This is a genomic window from Deferrivibrio essentukiensis (assembly GCF_020480685.1).
Taxonomy (GTDB): Bacteria; Chrysiogenota; Deferribacteres; order Deferribacterales; family Deferrivibrionaceae; genus Deferrivibrio; species Deferrivibrio essentukiensis.
This window is the reverse complement of sequence record NZ_JAJAFU010000001.1, coordinates 74,014-91,968: the sequence shown is the minus strand read 5'-3', so window position 1 is coordinate 91,968 and position 17,955 is coordinate 74,014. Positions and strand designations below refer to the sequence as shown.

Below are 17,955 nucleotides of genomic sequence, written 5' to 3'. Positions count from 1 at the left end.
TTTTGTGCATATTTTTTATTAAATATAAAATTTATGCCGTCCAATTATATTAACTTCATAATACATATAATTTAAGAGCATTCTTCATATTTAACAAGCAAAATTTTTATGTTTGTGTACATGTATAAAAAAAGCTTTTTGTATACTAATATCAGCATACAAAAAGCTACTAATTTACAAGAAGTTATCTTTTTAAAAGCGGAAAACCCATCTCCTCACGACTTTTCAGATAACTTTCCGCACAAAGTTTTGCCAAATTTCTAACTCTTGCAATGTAACCAGTCCTTTCAGTTACTGAAATCGTATTTCTTGCATCAAGCAGATTAAAAGTATGACTGCACTTCAAGCAATAGTCATATGCCGGAAGCGGTAATCCTCTTTCAACCGTCCTTTTGCACTCAGCTTCATACATATCAAAAAGCTTAAATAACATGTCAGTATCAGCTACCTCAAAATTGTAAGTTGACCCTTCTACCTCATTTCTATGGTAAACATCTCCATAAGTAACATTTTCATTCCATTTAAGGTCAAATACAGAATTTACCCCTTGCAGATACATTGTAATCCTTTCAAGACCGTAAGTAATTTCTCCACTTATAGGTTTTAAATCTATTCCTCCTGCCTGCTGAAAATAGGTAAACTGAGTAATTTCCATACCATCAAGCCATACTTCCCAGCCAAGCCCCCAAGCTCCAAGTGTAGGAGATTCCCAATCGTCTTCAACAAACCTAATATCATGCTTTAGCGGGTCAATTCCTAAATATTTTAAACTATCAAGATAAAGCTCCTGAATATTTTCAGGTGAAGGTTTTAAGATAACCTGAAACTGATAATAGTGCTGCAATCTGTTGGGATTTTCACCATATCTTCCGTCAGTAGGCCTTCTGCTTGGCTCCACATATGCAACATTCCAAGGCTCAGGGCCTAAACATTTTAAAAAAGTAGCGGGGTTAAACGTCCCCGCACCTACCTCTATATCGTAAGGCTGATATATGATACAACCATTTTTAGCCCAAAACTCCTGCAACTTCAAAATTACATCTTGAAAATACATCTTTCCTCCATCAATATGTATCGCACATTTTTTCTAATACTTTAGCTACTTTTTCATCCTTTTAGCATTCGCTCTTAGTGGTAAAGAGTGTAATTTTATAAATCCTGTAGCATCTGTCTGGTTATAAGCACCTAAATCGTCATCCATAGATACTACCAATTTATCATAAAGTGTATATGCTGACTCTCTTGAAACAACAGTAATATTCCCTTTGTAAAGCTCAAGCATAACTTTTCCTGTCACAAATTCTTGAGATTTTTCCAAAAATGCTCTTAAGCAGTCCATCTCAGCACAATACCAATAGCCTGCATACACAAGATGAGCAAACCTTGGCATCAAAGTATCTTTAAGGTTTATAAGCGAGCCGTCAAGTGTAAGCCCTTCCAAATCTCTATGTGCAGCCATCAAAATAGTTGCACCCGGTGTTTCATACACACCTCTTGACTTCATACCTACATATCTGCTCTCAACCATATCTACTCTACCTACTGCATTTCTTCCGCCTATTTCATTTAATTTCTTTAGTAAATTTGCAGGGCTCAGCTTTTCACCATTAACAGCTACAGGCTCACCTTTAACAAATTCAATTTCAACAGTTTCAGGAGTATCCGGGGCATCTTCAGGAGCAACTGTTAATTCAAACATATCTTTTGGTGGCCTCTGAGCAGGATCTTCTAATATCCCTGCTTCAAAGCTTATGTGCATCAAGTTTTCATCACTACTCCAAGGCTTGTCAACTGTTGCCTTAACAGGAATATTATGTTTGGCTGCAAACTCCATAGCTTCCTTTCTACCTTTAATTACGTTAAAAAATTCAGGGTCACGCCATGGCACGATAGCCTTTAATTCCGGAGCAAGCGCAGCAGCAGTTAATTCAAATCTTACCTGGTCATTACCCTTTCCTGTTGCACCGTGAGCAATATATTTGGCACCATATTCCTTGGCAAGCTCAACCATACCCTTTGCTATAATTGGCCTTGCAAGGGAAGTCCCTAAATAATATCTACCTTCGTAAAGGGCATTAAATTTTATAGATGTAAAAACAAAATCCTTAACAAACTCTTCCTTTAAATCAACTATTCTAAAGTCTTTAGCACCGGATGCATAAGCCTTCTTTTCTATTGCCGGCAAATCATCCCTCTGCCCCAAATCCGCAACATAAGCAATGACATCAAGCCCTTTAAGCTCAAGCCACTTTAAAATAACTGATGTATCAAGTCCTCCTGAATACGCTAATACTACTTTCTCTCTTGCCATAGTGAACCTCCGATTATTTTATTTTATTAAACTTACCATAATAGCCTTTTGGGCATGAAGTCTGTTTTCTGCCTCATCAAAAACAATTGACATTTCAGACTCTAAAACATCCTCTGTTACCTCTTCACCCCTGTGGGCAGGTAAACAATGCATAAAATATGTCTTTTTCCCCGTTGCATTCATTAGGTTAGAATCCACCTGATACCCTTTAAAATCTTTTATCCTCTTTTCCGTCTCTTCCTCTTGCCCCATACTTGCCCAAACATCCGTATAAATTATATCTGCACCTTTTACTGCCTCATAAGGGTCATAAACGATATCTATAGTAGCACCGGTCTCTTTGCCGATTTTTTGTGATTCCTCAAAAACTTCCTTTTTAGCTTCATAGCCTTTTGGACAAGCTAACGTAAAATCCATTCCAAACTTTGCCGCACCAATCATCCATGAATTTGCCATATTATTACCATCTCCGACAAATGCAACCTTAACCCCGTTAAATTTGCCGAGTTTTTCATAAATAGTCATAACATCTGCCATTACCTGACACGGATGAAAATCATCAGTAAGTCCGTTAATCACGGGGACTGATGAATATTTTGCCAATTCCTCAATTTTAGAGTGTGCAAAAGTCCTTATCATTATCATATCAACATAGCGGGAAAGTGTCCTTGCGGTATCAGCAATAGTTTCACCTCGTCCAAGCTGAATATCATTTTTGCTTAAAAATAGCGGGTAACCACCAAGCTCATAAACACCAACTTCAAAGGAAACTCTTGTCCTTGTAGAAGATTTCTCGAAAACAAGTGCGACTTTTTTCCCCTTCATAAAATGAGTCTGATCAATATTTTCCTTTCTATCCCTTTTCAACTTTATTGCAAGCTCAATCATCTCTATAAGCTCTTCTCTCGTAAAATCTTTAAGTGTTAAAAAATCTCTTTTCAAAACTTCCTCCTATTTTGTCAAAAGTTGTTCAAAAATTTGCAAGCCCTTGTCTAACGTATCGTAATCTATATTTAACGGTGGATAGACCCTAAACGTATTATTCCCGGCAGGGATAATCACTAAGCCGCTTACTAATGCTTTTTTCACAAACTCTGCTGCATCAATATCTTCGCAGAGCTTAACACCAAGCATCATTCCAATCCCCCTGACATCTCCAACATTACTAAAAATTTTAACAAGACGTTCTTTGATATAATCCCCTTTTTCCTTAACAGACTTCAAAAACCCGGGCTTAAGCATCTCTTTCAAAACACTCTTTGCTGCCGCACACGCGAGGAAATTACCCCCAAAGGTAGAACCATGAGTACCATAGCTCAAATACTCACCCACTTCTTTTCTCGCGACCATTGCACCTATTGGCACACCGTTACCAAGCGCTTTTGCCATAGTCATGATATCAGGCTCTATACCGTAATGCTTGTAGGCAAAAAGCTCTCCTGTCCTGCCCATTCCCGTTTGAATCTCATCCACAATTAAGAGTATATCATTATTTTTTGCATAATCGTAAAGTGCTTTGACAAATCCTCTTTCAAGTGGTACTACACCGCCTTCCCCCTGAACAAGCTCAATCATCACTGCAACCACATTATTTTTTTTGGCAAGGCTTAAAAATGCATCAAAGTCATTAGTATCAATATGAAAAAAGTAATCTGCCACCGGTCTGAATCCATCTTTTACTTTATCTTGCCCGGTTGCAGAAAGTGTCGCATAAGTCCTTCCATGAAAGGAGTTTTTCAATGATATAATTTTATATCGCAAACCATTATACTTTTTATTGCCATAAATTCTTGCAAGCTTAATAGCGGCTTCGTTTGCCTCTGCTCCGGAATTGCAAAAAAACACGCTGCCACCAAACGAATTTTCAGAAATAATATCCGCAACCTCTTCCTGAATATCAATACCATAAAGATTAGAAGTGTGAATGAGCGATTTTGCTTGCTCGCAAATTGCTTTAACAACAGGCTCAAAAGAATGACCTAAATTTGTCACCGATATACCGGAGCCAAAGTCAATATAACTTTTGCCATCCTTATCAAAAAGATAAGCACCTTCCCCTTTGATAAAGGAGATATCATAACGCTTATAACATTTGATTAAACTGTCCATAGCGCCTCCGAAAACAAGGATTATATATAATTGTATCCTAAAAATCAATTTTATGTTGCAATAGCACCTAATATTTTTATATATTTACTTCAATATGACTAAAGAATTACTTAAAAAAATACCGAATAAAAATTTTTTATTAAACTCCTTGTCAGCAAACTGCCATAATAGGGCACTTCTTAACTACTGTATCGACGAAGTGCTTGATGCTCTGAGAAAGAGAATTCTTAAAGGCAATGTAAAAACCTTAGATTCACACACAATAATAAAAGACATTCATTTAAGATACATGCAAATATATAGGGGCACACTCATACCTGTAATTAATGCTACCGGTGTAGTGCTTCATACAAATCTCGGACGGGCACCAATATCTGAGGAAATATTTGAAAACATCAAAAAGATTGTTACAAGCTATTCAAACCTTGAGTATGACTTAAAAAAAGGGGAAAGAGGTGACAGATACCATCATGTAGCGGAATATTTAAAGATACTGACGGGGGCTGAAGATGCTTTAATCGTAAATAATAATGCCTCAGCGGTATTCTTAATACTGAATACATTCGGAAAAAACAAAAATGTCATCGTTTCCAGAGGCGAATTAGTTGAAATTGGTGGCAGTTTTCGTATTCCTGAAGTGATGAATAATAGCGGTGCGAAACTAAAAGAGGTAGGCACAACAAACAAAACAAAACTTCGCGATTATGAGGAAAATATTGACAAAAAAACTGCCATACTAATGAAAGTCCACAAAAGTAATTATAATATCATAGGATTTGCCGAAGATGTAAGCCACAAAGAGATTGCAAAACTGGCAAAAGATAAAAATATTATTTCCTACTATGACCTTGGCAGCGGCTTTCTCTCGGACATTTTTAAAACATTATGCAATGAACCTACACTAAAGGAAGTGGTAGAGAGCGGTATCGACTTGGTTAGTGCAAGTGGAGATAAGCTAATAGGCTCTGTGCAGTGTGGAATAATTTTAGGCAAGAAAAAATTAATAGACAAACTTAAGAAAAATCAACTTTTAAGGATGTTGCGAGTGGATAAAATTACTCTCGCTTTTCTGCAAGAGACTTTTAAAAGTTACATTGAAGCGGATGAAAATAAAATAAAATCATTAACCCTTTTTAAGGCAAATAGTTACGAGTTAACAAAAAAGGCTGAAAAGTTAAAGTCACTAATAGGTGAAATAGATTCGGAAATTGTGACTACCAAAACATACATCGGGGGTGGAAGCTGCCCTTTACAAGAGGTTGACTCGATAGGGCTTATAATCCATACCTACAAAGCAAAGTCAATGGAAAAGCGCCTGAGGGAATTTGAAACCCCTGTGATATGCAGAAAAGGGGAAGACCATTTACTTTTTGATATGATGGCAATTACTGAAGATGAAATATTAACACTTGCTGAGGCCATAAATTGGGCAAAAATATAATTATCGGCACAGCCGGACATATTGACCACGGCAAATCATCACTTGTCAAAGCTCTTACAGGTACAGATCCGGACAGACTTAAAGAAGAAAAAAACAGAGGTATCACCATCGATTTGGGGTATGCCGGTTTTGAATTGGATAACCATTTGATATCATTTATCGATGTGCCGGGTCATGAAAGCTTTGTTAAAAACATGATAGCAGGTGCTACAAGCTTTGATATAGGATTAATAGTTGTAGATGCACAGGAAAAAATTAAAGCTCAAACAATAGAACATACAAACATAATCAAGTCGATTGGTATCGAACAAATAATTGTGGTAATCACAAAGTCAGATCTCTTAGACAGTCAAACCTTAGACAAAAATGTGTCTGAAATTAGGGATTTTTTTATCGGTTATAATTTTAAAACAATTGACTTTATCCCTGTAAGCATTTTCAATGAAGAGAGTTTGAAAAAACTTAAAAAAATAATTTTAGAACATGCTAAAATTTTCAAATCGGATAATGAAAACAAGCCCTTTTATTATCGCATTGACAGGGTATTTCATAAAAAAGGTTTTGGCACTATTGTAACGGGCAGCTGCTTATTCGGAAAAATAAGTATCGGAGATGAACTTAACCTATACCCTCAAAATATTAGCGTAAAAATTAAAAATATAAACGTACACGGCAAAGCAGTTAATGTCGGCAAAGCTCACCAAAGATTAGCTCTCAATATTACCGGGATTGAAGCAGGCAAAGTTGAAAGGGGGAATATTTTATATTTTAAAGATTCATATAAACCTTTCAAAGAGTACTACTGCAAAATTATAATCTTTGACAAAATAGACAAAGAATTTGTCCTTAAAACAAACAAAACTTATCATGTATTTATTGGGGCAACACACGTCGATGCAAAAATTATCCTTTTCGGTAATAAAAATGTTAAAAATGGTGAGTCAGCATTCTGCAAAATAGTCTTTCAAACCGAGTATCCGGCATTTACAGGTGAGACATTTCTTATAAGAGGGCTTGAGCCTACCACTACCGTTTGTGCAGGTAAAATTATTGCCCCTTCACTCGGCATAAAAAATAAGATTATCCACGAAGCTCTTCTCAAAGAAAACGTAAAAGACACAATTGAGCATATATTTAGTAATATTGATAAGGGGTTATACTTTTATACCAAAACGCAATACTTTGATTTTGAAGTTGACAATATTTTAAAAGAGCTAAAAATACTTTCATTTGACAACCTTAAAATTGATGCAAAACTCATCTCAAAATGGTTAGGTATAGTAAAAAATAAGCTCAAGGAATCAGACAATATTGATATTTCATCAGTAATACCAGAAACTTATTTGGGGAATAAAAAGCTTTTTGCCGTAATAAAAAATCTTCTTGAAACTAAAGTCCTAAACGAAAGTTTTAAAATTAATAATTTTACGATAGAGAAAAAAAATGATTCACCATTAGAGATATTAGCCGGCAAGGTATTACAGGAAATACAAAAAGATATTACCCTCTCCAATAAGACACTCATTGCCGAAAGGATGAATATCACTTTAGATGATGCTAACAATGCAATAAAAATACTTTCCAATAGAGATATGATAAAAAAATTAGCAGATAATGTCTATGTCGCAAAAACAACATATGATAAATTTATTGAAGACGCTAAAAAACTTGCCTTAAAAGATGGATACGTTGACATAAAAAACTCAAAAGAGATTATAAACGCCCCAAGAAAAATCCTTGTCCCGCTCCTTGAAACTCTGGACAATCACCCCGACTTTATTAAAAAAGAGAATAAACGGTATTTAAAAAGTAAAAAATAACTATTATGAAACTCCCCACAAAAAGTGCACTTAGAACCCGCAACCCAAAATTTTTGCCACCAATATAAACTGCAAGAAAACCTTTAACCAGGCTATTTACGATGGAAGCTACAATAATTGCCAGCATATATATATTGTTCCCCGAATCCGTAGACGCCATTTTTGACATCAAAACTGTTATCGCATCCACATCACTAATGCCTGAAATAGCTGCTAAAACTAAAACCCCTGCATCACCAAAGTGTTTTTTCATAAAATCTGCCATCAATATTATAACCAAAAGCAATAATCCAAATTTTACAGCCGAAGATATACTTACAGGATTTTCTATCTTAAAGTTATCAAGATTATCTTTTGACGCATCTTTTAGACTGATCCCGGAAAAAATCAGTAAAAAAATTATCGCAGGTATAAAGTAGATAAAGATATTTTTAAAAAGGGTATTATTGAATACCCATGCCAATATTAAAACCCTCACAAACATTATCGTACAACCTAAAATAATACCTGCCGTCAAAAGCCTGCCAGATTCCTTGTTGCTTTTATAAAAATTTGAAAGATTTATCGTAACCGCAGTTGAAGAGACAAATGAGCCTAAAATTGCAGATACAATCAGGCCCTTTTTAGCCCCAACTAGTCTTATCCCCGCATAACCCATAAAAGATATGCCGGCAATCAAAACAACTATTTTAAATACCCCTGCGGGGTTTAGCATTGAAATCCCCATAAAAGAGTTATCCGGCAAAAGCGGATAAACAATTGCAGCCAATATTAAAAACTTCAGTGTAGCCACAAAATCGTCCTTAGTCAGCTTACTGACAAAGGTGTGAAGTAAATCCTTATTGGACAAAAAAGTGAACAAAATAACGCCGCTGATTACGCCAACTTGTCTGTAACCTACAGAGATTAAATATGAAGAGAGAAAGGTCACCACAAGTGCAATTTCAGTTGTAAGCCCCCTCCCTTTTGTAGAAAAATCTCTTAAATACCCCAATCCTGCCAAAAGAAGTACTGTCAAAAATCCGGCGATTCCAAAAAGATAGCTTAATTTGATTGTCAAAAATCCTGATAAATAAGCAAGAATGCCAACCAGAGAAAATGTCCTTACACCTGCCACAGCCTCATTTTCAGAACTATTTCTGACACTATACTGTCGCTCTACCCCTATCAAAAGAGCAAGGGCAGTGGACATAAAAAAAGATAACAGAACATCCATTGATCAGTAATTAAAAATCTCTGTGTTCAAAGGGACTTCTTTCTTAAATTCGGACCCATCGAGCTTAACATTAATTTGAACATTGGTAAAAGTCACTGTAGTAAGATTTCCATTATTATCTTCACTTGTTATCTTCTTTATATACTCATCGGAAAATTCTATCAAAAGATATTTGAGTCCAATATCGGTTTTCGGAATAAGCTTTACAACATTATCTGATACAGCTTCAAAATTAAATGTGTTTTTGGATTCCTTCAAATCAAGTAAAATTTGAAAAATTATATTGTTAGATCCGCTTGAAGTTACCTTTTGTCTTATCAACTGCTCGGTTGAGCTGTCATAGTACTCCATACTATCTTTTGTAAAAAGGTAATACTGAGGGTATGGACTTTTATAATCCCAAATGACTTTGCTGTTTGATAGCAATTTGATAACACCTGTATATGCATCTGTGCCAAAGTCTTTAATAGTTGTTTCCTGATAAAAATCTGCCTTCAAACTCTTGATTGAAGTAAATTTATTAATCAAAGTATCTATATTCTCAGCAAACAGACTGCTTGAAAAAACAAAAATCATAAAAAAGTAAAATATCCTCATTTTATCCTCCGTAAAAATATGCTATATTATAGATATTTTTTTCAAAGGAGTAAAGGATTGAGTATACTTTTGTTGGATGATGAAGAAGTTTTTGCCAAAATGCTTAGTTTTGTTTGTGCAAGCGCAGGGGCTAAATTTTACTACGCACGGACAATTGATGAGGCGAAAGAAATCGTCAAAAAAAATCATATAAAATACGCAATTATTGATCAAAATCTTAAGAACGAGAAAGGGGTGAGTTTCAATAGATTTGTCAAAGATACTACAGCTGATATAAAAACAATCTTCTGCTCTGGGATTTTAGACAACATTGATGATAATGAGCTTAGTCGGTTTGACTTTGTAATAGATAAGTCCGAGTTAATAACATTTTTGAACAAACTGCTATTAAAGTCATAAAAATCATCAAAAATATGATTTTTTATATTGACAATTTCAAATTCTCATATATCCTACCTAAAAAGGAGGATTGATGAACCTTAATGTCAAAACTGTTTATGCAATGATTGCCATCGGAGAGCTGACACTAAACCATGGGAAAAGTTTTTTAAAAGCATCTGACATATCATCTAAATACAATATCCCACCAAGATTTTTAGAGCTCACTCTAAATGACTTAAAAACAAGCGGCATAATTAACTCTAAAAGAGGCGCAAAAGGTGGATTTTACATACTTAAAAATCCTGAAGAGATAACACTTTTTGACATAATAAACGTCACTGAGGCAAGTACAAAAGTTTTTGAATGCGAACCATTGCAAAACAAGCATCTGTGCGTTTTTAAAAATATTTTTGATGATCTGAATAACACCATTGCCGATTTCTTCAAAAGTATCACGGCTGTCAAGATTGCCGAAATAATAAGAAATAAAAATACAGTAGATTTTATAATATAAGCCGGAGGACGAGCCATGAAAAATGTATCAAGCAAACTTTTACACGCAGGTTATGAGCCTGACTCAACAGGAGCAAGAGCAGTACCAATTTATCAAACATCAGCATATATGTTCAAATCCACTGAGCATGCAGCCAACCTTTTTGCATTAAAAGAGTTTGGCAATATTTATACAAGATTGATGAACCCTACAACAGATGTGCTTGAAAAAAGATTGGCCGCTCTACACGGCGGGACAGCTGCAATTGCCACAGCAAGCGGTCATGCTGCAATGTTTTACGCAATATTAAATATTACCGAGCTTGGAGACAATATCGTTTCTTCTTCAAACCTCTACGGAGGGACATACAACCTTTTTAAAAACACATTCAGGAAACTTGGAAGAGAGGTAAAACTAATAGACTCAAGTAACCCTGAAAACTACCTAAATGCTGCTGATGAAAAAACTAAAGCATTTTACATCGAAACTATAGGCAATCCTAAAAATAATGTGGGCGATTTTGAAAAAATTGCAAAATATGCCCACGACTTAAAAATACCACTTATTGTTGATAACACTGTTGCCCCTTACATTTGCAATCCTTTCGACTATGGTGCTGATATTGTTATCTATTCTATAACAAAATATGTTACCGGCAACGGTACAAGCATGGGTGGAGCTATTGTTGAAAAAGGGGATTTCGATTGGAGCAGCGGCAAATTTCCCGAATTTGTAAACCCTGATGAATCTTATCATGGTCTTATATATTGGGATGCTTTTGGAAATCATAATAAAGCCGTATTAAAGGGTGCAAGCTTTTCAATGAAAGTAAGGCTGCAGCTTCTAAGAGACATAGGAGCGTGTATCAGCCCATTCAATTCTTTCATGGCTATAGAAGGGCTTGAAACATTGACTTTAAGGATGAAGAAACATTGCGAAAATGCTCTTGAAATAGCAAAATTTCTTGAAGGGCATCCAAAAGTATCTTGGGTCAACTATCCGGGACTGAGCTCTCATCCTGACCATAAAAATGCAGTTAAATATCTAAAAAATGGTTATGGGGCTATCATTGGCTTTGGAGTAAAAGGGGGATATGACGCAGGGGTAAAATTTATAAATTCTTTGAAAATGGTTTGCCATGTAGCCAATATTGGTGATGCACGAAGTCTTGTAATTCACCCCGCAAGCACAACTCATCAACAGCTAAGCAAAGAGGATAGAGAAAAAGCAGGCGTTACTGATGATTTTATAAGATTTTCAGTAGGGATAGAAGAGCCTGAAGATATTATAGCAGATATCGAACAGGCACTAAACAAAATGTAGAGGTAATTATGAGGAATTTATATAACAAAATGTACCAGACAGTAGGAAATACACCGCTTGTAAGGCTTGAAAAAGTATCAAAGGAGCTTGGAGTAAATCTATTTGCAAAACTTGAAAGCAGAAATCCGGGGTTTTCGGTAAAAGACAGAATTGCTTACGGAATGCTTAACGATGCTATTTCAACAGGTAAATTAAAAGAGGGGATGAAAATTATTGAGCCTACAAGCGGCAATACAGGGATTGCCCTTGCCATGATGGGGGCTTCACTCGGGTTTAAAGTGACACTTGTCATGCCTGAGTCAATGAGTGTCGAAAGACGAGCTATGATGAAATATTACGGAGCAGACTTTATTCTTACACCTGCTGAAAAAGGGATGAAAGGGGCTATTGACAAAGCAACCGAAGTCTTAAAAGAAACCCCTGAAAAATATTTTATGCCTCAGCAATTTGAGAATCCTGCAAATCCTAAAATTCACGAGGCTACTACTGGTCCTGAAATATTCAGAGACCTTCAAGGTAATGTAGATTTTTTTGTTGCAGGTGTAGGGACAGGGGGCACAATCTCTGGGACATCAAGGTATCTGAAAAGTGTTTCTTTTAAAAGTGTCACAAGCGTTGCGGTTGAACCTGCAAAAAGCCCTGCAATCACTAAGTATCTAAGTAAAGAAGATTTCGCCCCTGCACCACATAAAATACAGGGGATAGGTGCTGGTTTTATACCTAAAAATTTAGATTTAAATGTAGTTGACCATATTCTTACAATAGATGATGAGGAAGCCATTGAAGCGGCGAAAGAGCTTGCCTTTACTGAAGGGATTGCAGCGGGTATCTCTTCAGGAGCTAATTTTGAAGCAGCAAAAAAAGTGGCAAAAAATCTTGCAAAGCAAAATGACAATATTGTATTTATCGTGTGTGATACAGGGGAAAGATATTTGAGCACAGACTTATTTGTAAGGTAAATGCGAAAAAAGATTAATTGCTACAAATGTAAATTTTTCTATGTTACATGGGATGAAAACAGGCCTTACGGGTGTAAGGCCTATGGCTTTAAAAGTAAAATCATTCCCAGTCAGGTAGTCCTCTCTACTTCTGGTCAAAATTGCCTCTCTTTCACTCAAAGATGAAATTGAAAATAAAGTGCCAGGCAAATAATATTACTCTTAGGGAAAAAATTTTCTAAAATGCATATATAGCCACCATATTTGGTGGCTATATTATTTAATAGGTATGAGTTCGTAACTGCAACTTCCAAGCCCTAACTTTTCTGCATGCTTCAACTGAATCATAGAATCAAGATAAGAATAAATCTCTTTAAAAGGGTCAGCATTTACCCCCATAGCCTTTTTTACAAGATCGAAAGATGCCATATCAATTGCCACCGGGTCAGTTGAAGATAAAAACCCGATATCCCCTGTAATCGGAGCATCATTCCCTGGATAACAATCACACGCAGGGCTAATATTTGTCAGTATATTAACATACAAAATTTTCCCTTTTAATGCTTCATTTACCCCAAACGCATATTCAGCCATTTTAAGCTGAGTATTTTCGGATGTTTCATTCCAGTTAATACCAATAGCTTCCTCAGGACATACAGCGATACACCTTGCACACCCGGTACAATTTTCATTAATTTTTGCTTTAGGATTTATCGTTATCGCGTTATGGGCACAAGCAAAAAGGCATCTGCCGCAAGAAGTACATTTGTCTTCATGAACAGATGGCACAGATATGGAATGCATCTCAAGCTTCCCTTCCCTCGAAGCACATCCCATAGACAAGTTTTTTATTGCTCCTCCAAAGCCTGATACTTCATGCCCTTTAAAATGTGAAACAACAACCATACCATCAGCATTTATAATATCAGCTGCTAATTTGACACTTTTTAAAAGCTCACCTTTAATAGGTACTGAAACGGAATTTTCACCTCTAAGTCCATCCGCTATAATTACCGGTAATTGTAAAGTAGAAAAGTTAAACCCGTTCAAATAAGCATTTTTTAAATGGTCTACACTGTTTGTCCTCATCCCCACATAAAGCGTATTTGTATCGGTAAGGTAAGGGTTTGCTCCAAGCTGAACAAGAGTTTCAGCTATAGGCCTGATATACACGGGATTAATAAAGGCAGTATTGCCAAGCTCTCCAAAATGGGTTTTAATGGCAATTAAAGATTTTTTACCAAAATACCTGCTCGGCTCAAGTCTGTTAAAAAGCTTTTTTATCTTGTTTAGAGGGGAATTAAATTTTTTATTATTTAGTGATGAAAAATAAACTTTTGATTGCATAATGCACCTCCTCAGTATAAAATTTAGCATGAATAACAAACTGCCATTTATCGGTATCACATTAGGCGATGTTTTAACAAGAGAAAATATTTTTTTAGCCCTAAGTCTTGCCGGCATTATATTCTTAACATTATTAATTTTTATTTATCTGAAAATCCTTGCAAAAAGAGGGAAGGTATCTGTCAATTTTGCTAAGCTTGTAAAATATGTTGCCATAATAACGGTTTCTGAATTTATAATCTATTTCTATAAGGATTTCCCACCTGTTATTAAATTTTCAAAAGGTGTCGAAATCATTGCTTTTGGTATTTTTGTAAAAATAATTGTGGTAGATATTTATTACCTTGAAATTATCAAAAAAAAGACATCAAAAACGAGCCATATAATTGCCGATATACTGAAATTTGCAATAATTGCAGTCTTTTTATTATATTTCCTGAGATCTGTATTTGAATTTAATTTAGCAGCAATTTTGACACCGTCGGCAATCCTGACAGCAATAATAGGTCTTTCCATGCAGGATACCATAGGCAACCTTATCTCTGGACTCATCATTCAACTTGAAAAACCTTTCGAAATAGGAGATTGGATAGAAATTGACTCTATCCTTGGAGAAGTAGTTGAAATAAATTGGCGTTACACTAAAATCAAAAACTTACAAGATATTTATATTATCTTGCCAAATAACAACTTGGCAAAAGATAAGGTTATTAATTACACAAAACCTACTCCTGAAATAAACCAAATGATTACAATTGGTGTTTCCTATTCTGCTTCACCAATTCTTGTTAAATCTGCTATATCTGAAGTTGTAAAAAGCAACCCAAATACAAAGCTGATAAACATCTTTCTTAAAGAGTATAGTGACTCATCGATTGTATATGAAATTTACTATACAGTGAAAGGGATAGGAAATCTAAGGAAAACAAAAGATGAAATATATAGTGGTATTTGGTACAATTTCAAGAATAAAGGGATAGAGATACCTTTCCCAATAAGAACGGTAATTATGAAAAAAGAGGAAGAGGGGCCGGTTATAAATACCGAATTAATAAACAAATTAAAAGCATCTGATATTTTCTCAGAAATTAGCGAAAGTGTCCTGATAGATTTTCTTTCATACGGACTTATTAAAGAATATCTTGAAAATGAAGAGGTCATAAAAGAAGGGGAAAGCGGAGAAAGCATGTTTTTCGTACTTGAAGGTAAATTTGAAGCTAAAAAGCACGGCAAGAACTTAGGAATATTGCAGCCAGGAGATTTTTTTGGTGAAATGAGCCTTTTGACCGGAGATAAAAGGTATGCTACAATCACGGCTGTCACTAAGGCAAAAGCTATCGAAATCGACAGGCAGGCATTCAAAGTGTTACTCCAACGAGAAAGAAAGGTAATTGATAAAGTGAGAAGTGTCATCGAATCACGAAGCAAAGGGAATGAGGCAAACAATCCGACCCGAGGAAGCAAAAAAACAAATTACGCCGGAGTGTTTGAAAAATTTAAAAAAATATTCAGTATCAGCTGACACATTTAATATTGTATTGAAATATTTGATTTTTTTTTGGTAAAAATATATAAATACGTTATAAAAGAATAATACCTTTTGGGGTTGAATATGAAAAGAGATAAAACGGAATACGCTGTCCAAGCAGTAAACAATGCAATAGATATATTGGAAATACTTGGTGATTGTGACAACGAATTAAGTGTAAGCGAAATCGGTATTAAGCTTGGGCTAACAAGGAGCAATGTCAATAAGTTGCTAACCACACTCGAAAATTTCGGGTATGTCGAGCACAACAGGTATACAGGCAACTACAGGCTTGGCGTAAAGACCTTTCAAATCGCACAAGCATACCTAAACAAACTGAGTCTAATTGACATATCCATGCAGTTTTTGACAGAGTTAAGAGACTTGACAGGTGAATCGGCTTATATAAGCGTCCTTAGAGGATCAAAAGTAGTCTATCTCAACTTAGTAGAAACAAACAAATCAGTAAGAGTGCTACCAAGAATAGGAAATGTGGGACCAGCTTATGCCACTGCCACAGGTAAGGCACAAATGGCCTTCATGGAAAAGAAAGAATTTGAAAAATACTTTTCTCAAGAGAAACTTATAAAAGTAACTGAAAATACAATAGATGATTTCAACCTTCTTCAAAAAGAGCTTGAAAAGGTAAGAGAACATGGCTTTGCGACAGATAATGAAGAATACGAGCTTGGAGTAAGATGTGTCGGTGCACCGGTATTTAACTTTATGGGGGATGTAATTGCAGGTATCAGTATTAGCGCCCCGAAAGAAAGGCTAAGCGAAGAAAAAATGAATACTGAGGCTGCATCAATGGTAAAAGATATAGCCAGAAGGCTTTCTATTAAATTTGGATTTAAGGGTTAACCAACCCTTTTCTCTTATCCCTCATAATTACGGCATAAGCGGAATGGTTGTGTATACTTTCCTGGTTTTCACTTGATACTTCAAACCATGTAATTCTATCGTCAGCAATAAGTTTTTCCGCCACATTTCTTACTATATCTTCTACAAAAACAGGATTTTCATAGGACTTTTCGGTAATATACTTTTCATCTTCCCGCTTTAAAAGTGCATATATCGGAGCACTTGCTGACCGCTCAGCTATCTCAATCAGCTCTTCAATCCACACCATTTTGCAATATCTGATATCAATTTTTACATAACTTCTCTGATTATGTGCGCCATATTTACTAATCTCTTTTGAACAAGGACATACGGATAATACGGGGACTTTTACGGATAACACAAAGTCTTTTTTATCTTTGGATTTTGAGCCGATAATGCCACACTCATAATCCATCAGAGATATCTGACCTGAAACGGGGGAAACTTTCTCCACAAAGTACGGAAAATAAACCTCTATGTGAGCCTCATCAGAGTTGAGCTTCTCGCAGAGCTCATCAAGAATCAGTTTAAATGATGAAATACTTATATTTTCCCTATACCCGTTAAGAATCTCAACAAACCGCGACATGTGTGTCCCCTTAAAATTGTGAGGAAGCTGCACATACGCATTTATCTTTGCAACGGTATGCTGATTACCTTTGGCTTTATCTTTCAGAGTAATAGGATAAAGGATATCCTTTATCCCTACCTTGTCTATGGTAATATTTCTAAAATCTTGCTGGCTTTGTATATCTTTTAACATTATCTGCGTTTTATTTTTTGTCTGCCAATAAGAGCTTGATAAGGTTTGGCACCTTGAGGAATTTTTTCGATATTAAGCTGCATCCACAATGTCCCGTAGTTTTGCATCTTCATCTTTTTCCCGTTTTTCAAAAGCTCGAGATTTGATTCAAGTTTTTCATCAAGCGGGGATTTTTTAAGCCCTTTGGTTAATACTTCGATTGCCTTGTCCCTCTCTCCGTTACTGTCAAGGATATAAGCATATACGGCATAGACAAACCCTTCTTTGGGTGTAGCCTTGATAGCTTTTTCCATTACCTTCTTTGCTTCGTCAATATTCTTGTTTTTAAAGTAGTAGGTAGCAAGCATACACATGGACATCCAGTTTTTACTTAGCCCATTTTTCAAATACGGCAAAGCTTCATCAAACTTCTTTTTAGTGTAAAGTATCATACCAATTTGAGAATCAATCTGCTGCTTAACCAAAAACTGCCATTTGGAGTAGTCATAACCTGACTTGAGCCTTTCAATCGCCTTATCAGCCCTGTCAGCTTTCAAATCTTTTTCAACCATCTTAAAGAGGTCGGTCAACTTCTTGAGAAATTTTTTGCCTATAAAATAGTTAATCCCTATCACGAACACTGCTGCAGTCAATATCGCAAGAAAATAATTGTAAGAGAGGAAATATACCCCTATTCCGGCTAATGTGCCAATACCAAGTGAAATAATCAGTGTATACATCAAATATCTCCATTATTTTTATTTGAGGTTGGGATTATATATATTCATTACACCATTTTCAAGATATATTTGTTTAAAAGTTTA

At 35.6% G+C, this 17,955-nt stretch carries 18 protein-coding genes; 8 read left to right on the top strand and 10 right to left on the bottom strand.

What is annotated here, in order from left to right:
* Positions 1-184 precede the first annotated feature (184 nt).
* The 4 genes from glyQ to LF845_RS00425 are packed head-to-tail and all read right to left on the bottom strand — an operon-like array spanning position 185 to position 4,420.
* Positions 185-1,054, bottom strand: a complete 870-nt coding sequence (gene glyQ / locus LF845_RS00440; protein WP_242819014.1) for a glycine--tRNA ligase subunit alpha — start codon at positions 1,052-1,054, stop codon at positions 185-187.
* Between the two features lie 45 nt (positions 1,055-1,099).
* Complete coding sequence (locus LF845_RS00435) at positions 1,100-2,311, bottom strand: argininosuccinate synthase (protein WP_242819013.1); 1,212 nt, start codon at positions 2,309-2,311, stop codon at positions 1,100-1,102.
* A gap of 18 nt (positions 2,312-2,329) precedes the next feature.
* The gene (gene argF / locus LF845_RS00430) at positions 2,330-3,253 is read right to left on the bottom strand and encodes an ornithine carbamoyltransferase (RefSeq protein WP_242819012.1); all 924 of its coding nucleotides are present in this window, start codon (positions 3,251-3,253) and stop codon (positions 2,330-2,332) included.
* Positions 3,254-3,262: 9 nt separating this feature from the next.
* On the bottom strand, positions 3,263-4,420 hold the full coding sequence (locus LF845_RS00425) for an aspartate aminotransferase family protein (protein ID WP_242819011.1): 1,158 nt from the start codon (positions 4,418-4,420) through the stop codon (positions 3,263-3,265).
* A gap of 94 nt (positions 4,421-4,514) precedes the next feature.
* Between LF845_RS00425 and selA the strand changes: the two genes are divergently transcribed.
* Positions 4,515-5,861, top strand: coding sequence for an L-seryl-tRNA(Sec) selenium transferase (gene selA / locus LF845_RS00420; RefSeq protein WP_242819010.1), 1,347 nt, complete (start codon positions 4,515-4,517; stop codon positions 5,859-5,861).
* A complete protein-coding gene (gene selB / locus LF845_RS00415) occupies positions 5,846-7,681 on the top strand; it encodes a selenocysteine-specific translation elongation factor (RefSeq protein ID WP_242819009.1) in 1,836 nt (611 codons plus the stop codon). Before selA ends, selB begins: the two co-directional genes overlap by 16 nt.
* On the opposite strand, the gene LF845_RS00410 is transcribed toward selB, so the two are convergent.
* Together LF845_RS00410 and LF845_RS00405 are read right to left on the bottom strand one after the other, a co-directional pair.
* On the bottom strand, positions 7,641-8,897 hold the full coding sequence (locus tag LF845_RS00410; protein WP_242819008.1) for an MgtC/SapB family protein: 1,257 nt from the start codon (positions 8,895-8,897) through the stop codon (positions 7,641-7,643). The two genes, selB and LF845_RS00410, sit on opposite strands and share 41 nt — an antisense overlap.
* A 3-nt stretch (positions 8,898-8,900) precedes the next feature.
* Entirely contained in the window at positions 8,901-9,494 is a 594-nt protein-coding gene (locus tag LF845_RS00405) for a LolA family protein (RefSeq protein WP_242819007.1), read from the bottom strand.
* A 57-nt stretch (positions 9,495-9,551) separates the two neighbouring features.
* Between LF845_RS00405 and LF845_RS00400 the strand changes: the two genes are divergently transcribed.
* The 4 genes from LF845_RS00400 (at position 9,552) to cysK (ending at position 12,650) form a co-directional block, all read left to right on the top strand.
* On the top strand, positions 9,552-9,893 hold the full coding sequence (locus LF845_RS00400) for a response regulator (RefSeq protein ID WP_242819006.1): 342 nt from the start codon (positions 9,552-9,554) through the stop codon (positions 9,891-9,893).
* Positions 9,894-9,966: 73 nt separating this feature from the next.
* Complete coding sequence (locus LF845_RS00395; RefSeq protein ID WP_242819005.1) at positions 9,967-10,389, top strand: RrF2 family transcriptional regulator; 423 nt, start codon at positions 9,967-9,969, stop codon at positions 10,387-10,389.
* Positions 10,390-10,404: 15 nt separating this feature from the next.
* Positions 10,405-11,691, top strand: coding sequence for an O-acetylhomoserine aminocarboxypropyltransferase/cysteine synthase family protein (locus LF845_RS00390; protein WP_242819004.1), 1,287 nt, complete (start codon positions 10,405-10,407; stop codon positions 11,689-11,691).
* A gap of 8 nt (positions 11,692-11,699) precedes the next feature.
* Positions 11,700-12,650 (top strand): cysteine synthase A, encoded by a 951-nt coding sequence (gene cysK, locus LF845_RS00385; protein WP_242819003.1) that lies wholly within the window; start codon positions 11,700-11,702, stop codon positions 12,648-12,650.
* Here the strand turns inward: cysK and LF845_RS00380 are convergent.
* Positions 12,636-12,788: a hypothetical protein gene (locus tag LF845_RS00380; RefSeq protein WP_242819002.1), complete on the bottom strand. Its 153-nt coding sequence runs from the start codon at positions 12,786-12,788 to the stop codon at positions 12,636-12,638. The two genes, cysK and LF845_RS00380, sit on opposite strands and share 15 nt — an antisense overlap.
* Before the next feature lie 117 nt (positions 12,789-12,905).
* Positions 12,906-13,976 (bottom strand): DUF362 domain-containing protein, encoded by a 1,071-nt coding sequence (locus LF845_RS00375; RefSeq protein ID WP_242819001.1) that lies wholly within the window; start codon positions 13,974-13,976, stop codon positions 12,906-12,908.
* 28 nt (positions 13,977-14,004) lie between these two features.
* Between LF845_RS00375 and LF845_RS00370 the strand changes: the two genes are divergently transcribed.
* Positions 14,005-15,498 (top strand): mechanosensitive ion channel family protein, encoded by a 1,494-nt coding sequence (locus LF845_RS00370; protein WP_242819000.1) that lies wholly within the window; start codon positions 14,005-14,007, stop codon positions 15,496-15,498.
* Between the two features lie 90 nt (positions 15,499-15,588).
* Complete coding sequence (locus LF845_RS00365; protein WP_242818999.1) at positions 15,589-16,368, top strand: IclR family transcriptional regulator; 780 nt, start codon at positions 15,589-15,591, stop codon at positions 16,366-16,368.
* Here the strand turns inward: LF845_RS00365 and folE2 are convergent.
* Both folE2 and LF845_RS00355 read right to left on the bottom strand, forming a co-directional pair.
* Positions 16,358-17,152 carry a GTP cyclohydrolase FolE2 gene (gene folE2, locus LF845_RS00360; protein ID WP_242818998.1) on the bottom strand — a complete coding sequence of 265 codons (795 nt, stop codon included), beginning with the start codon at positions 17,150-17,152 and terminating at the stop codon, positions 16,358-16,360. The two genes, LF845_RS00365 and folE2, sit on opposite strands and share 11 nt — an antisense overlap.
* Positions 17,152-17,871 carry a tetratricopeptide repeat protein gene (locus LF845_RS00355; protein ID WP_242818997.1) on the bottom strand — a complete coding sequence of 240 codons (720 nt, stop codon included), beginning with the start codon at positions 17,869-17,871 and terminating at the stop codon, positions 17,152-17,154. Before LF845_RS00355 ends, folE2 begins: the two co-directional genes overlap by 1 nt.
* Positions 17,872-17,955: the final 84 nt, after the last annotated feature.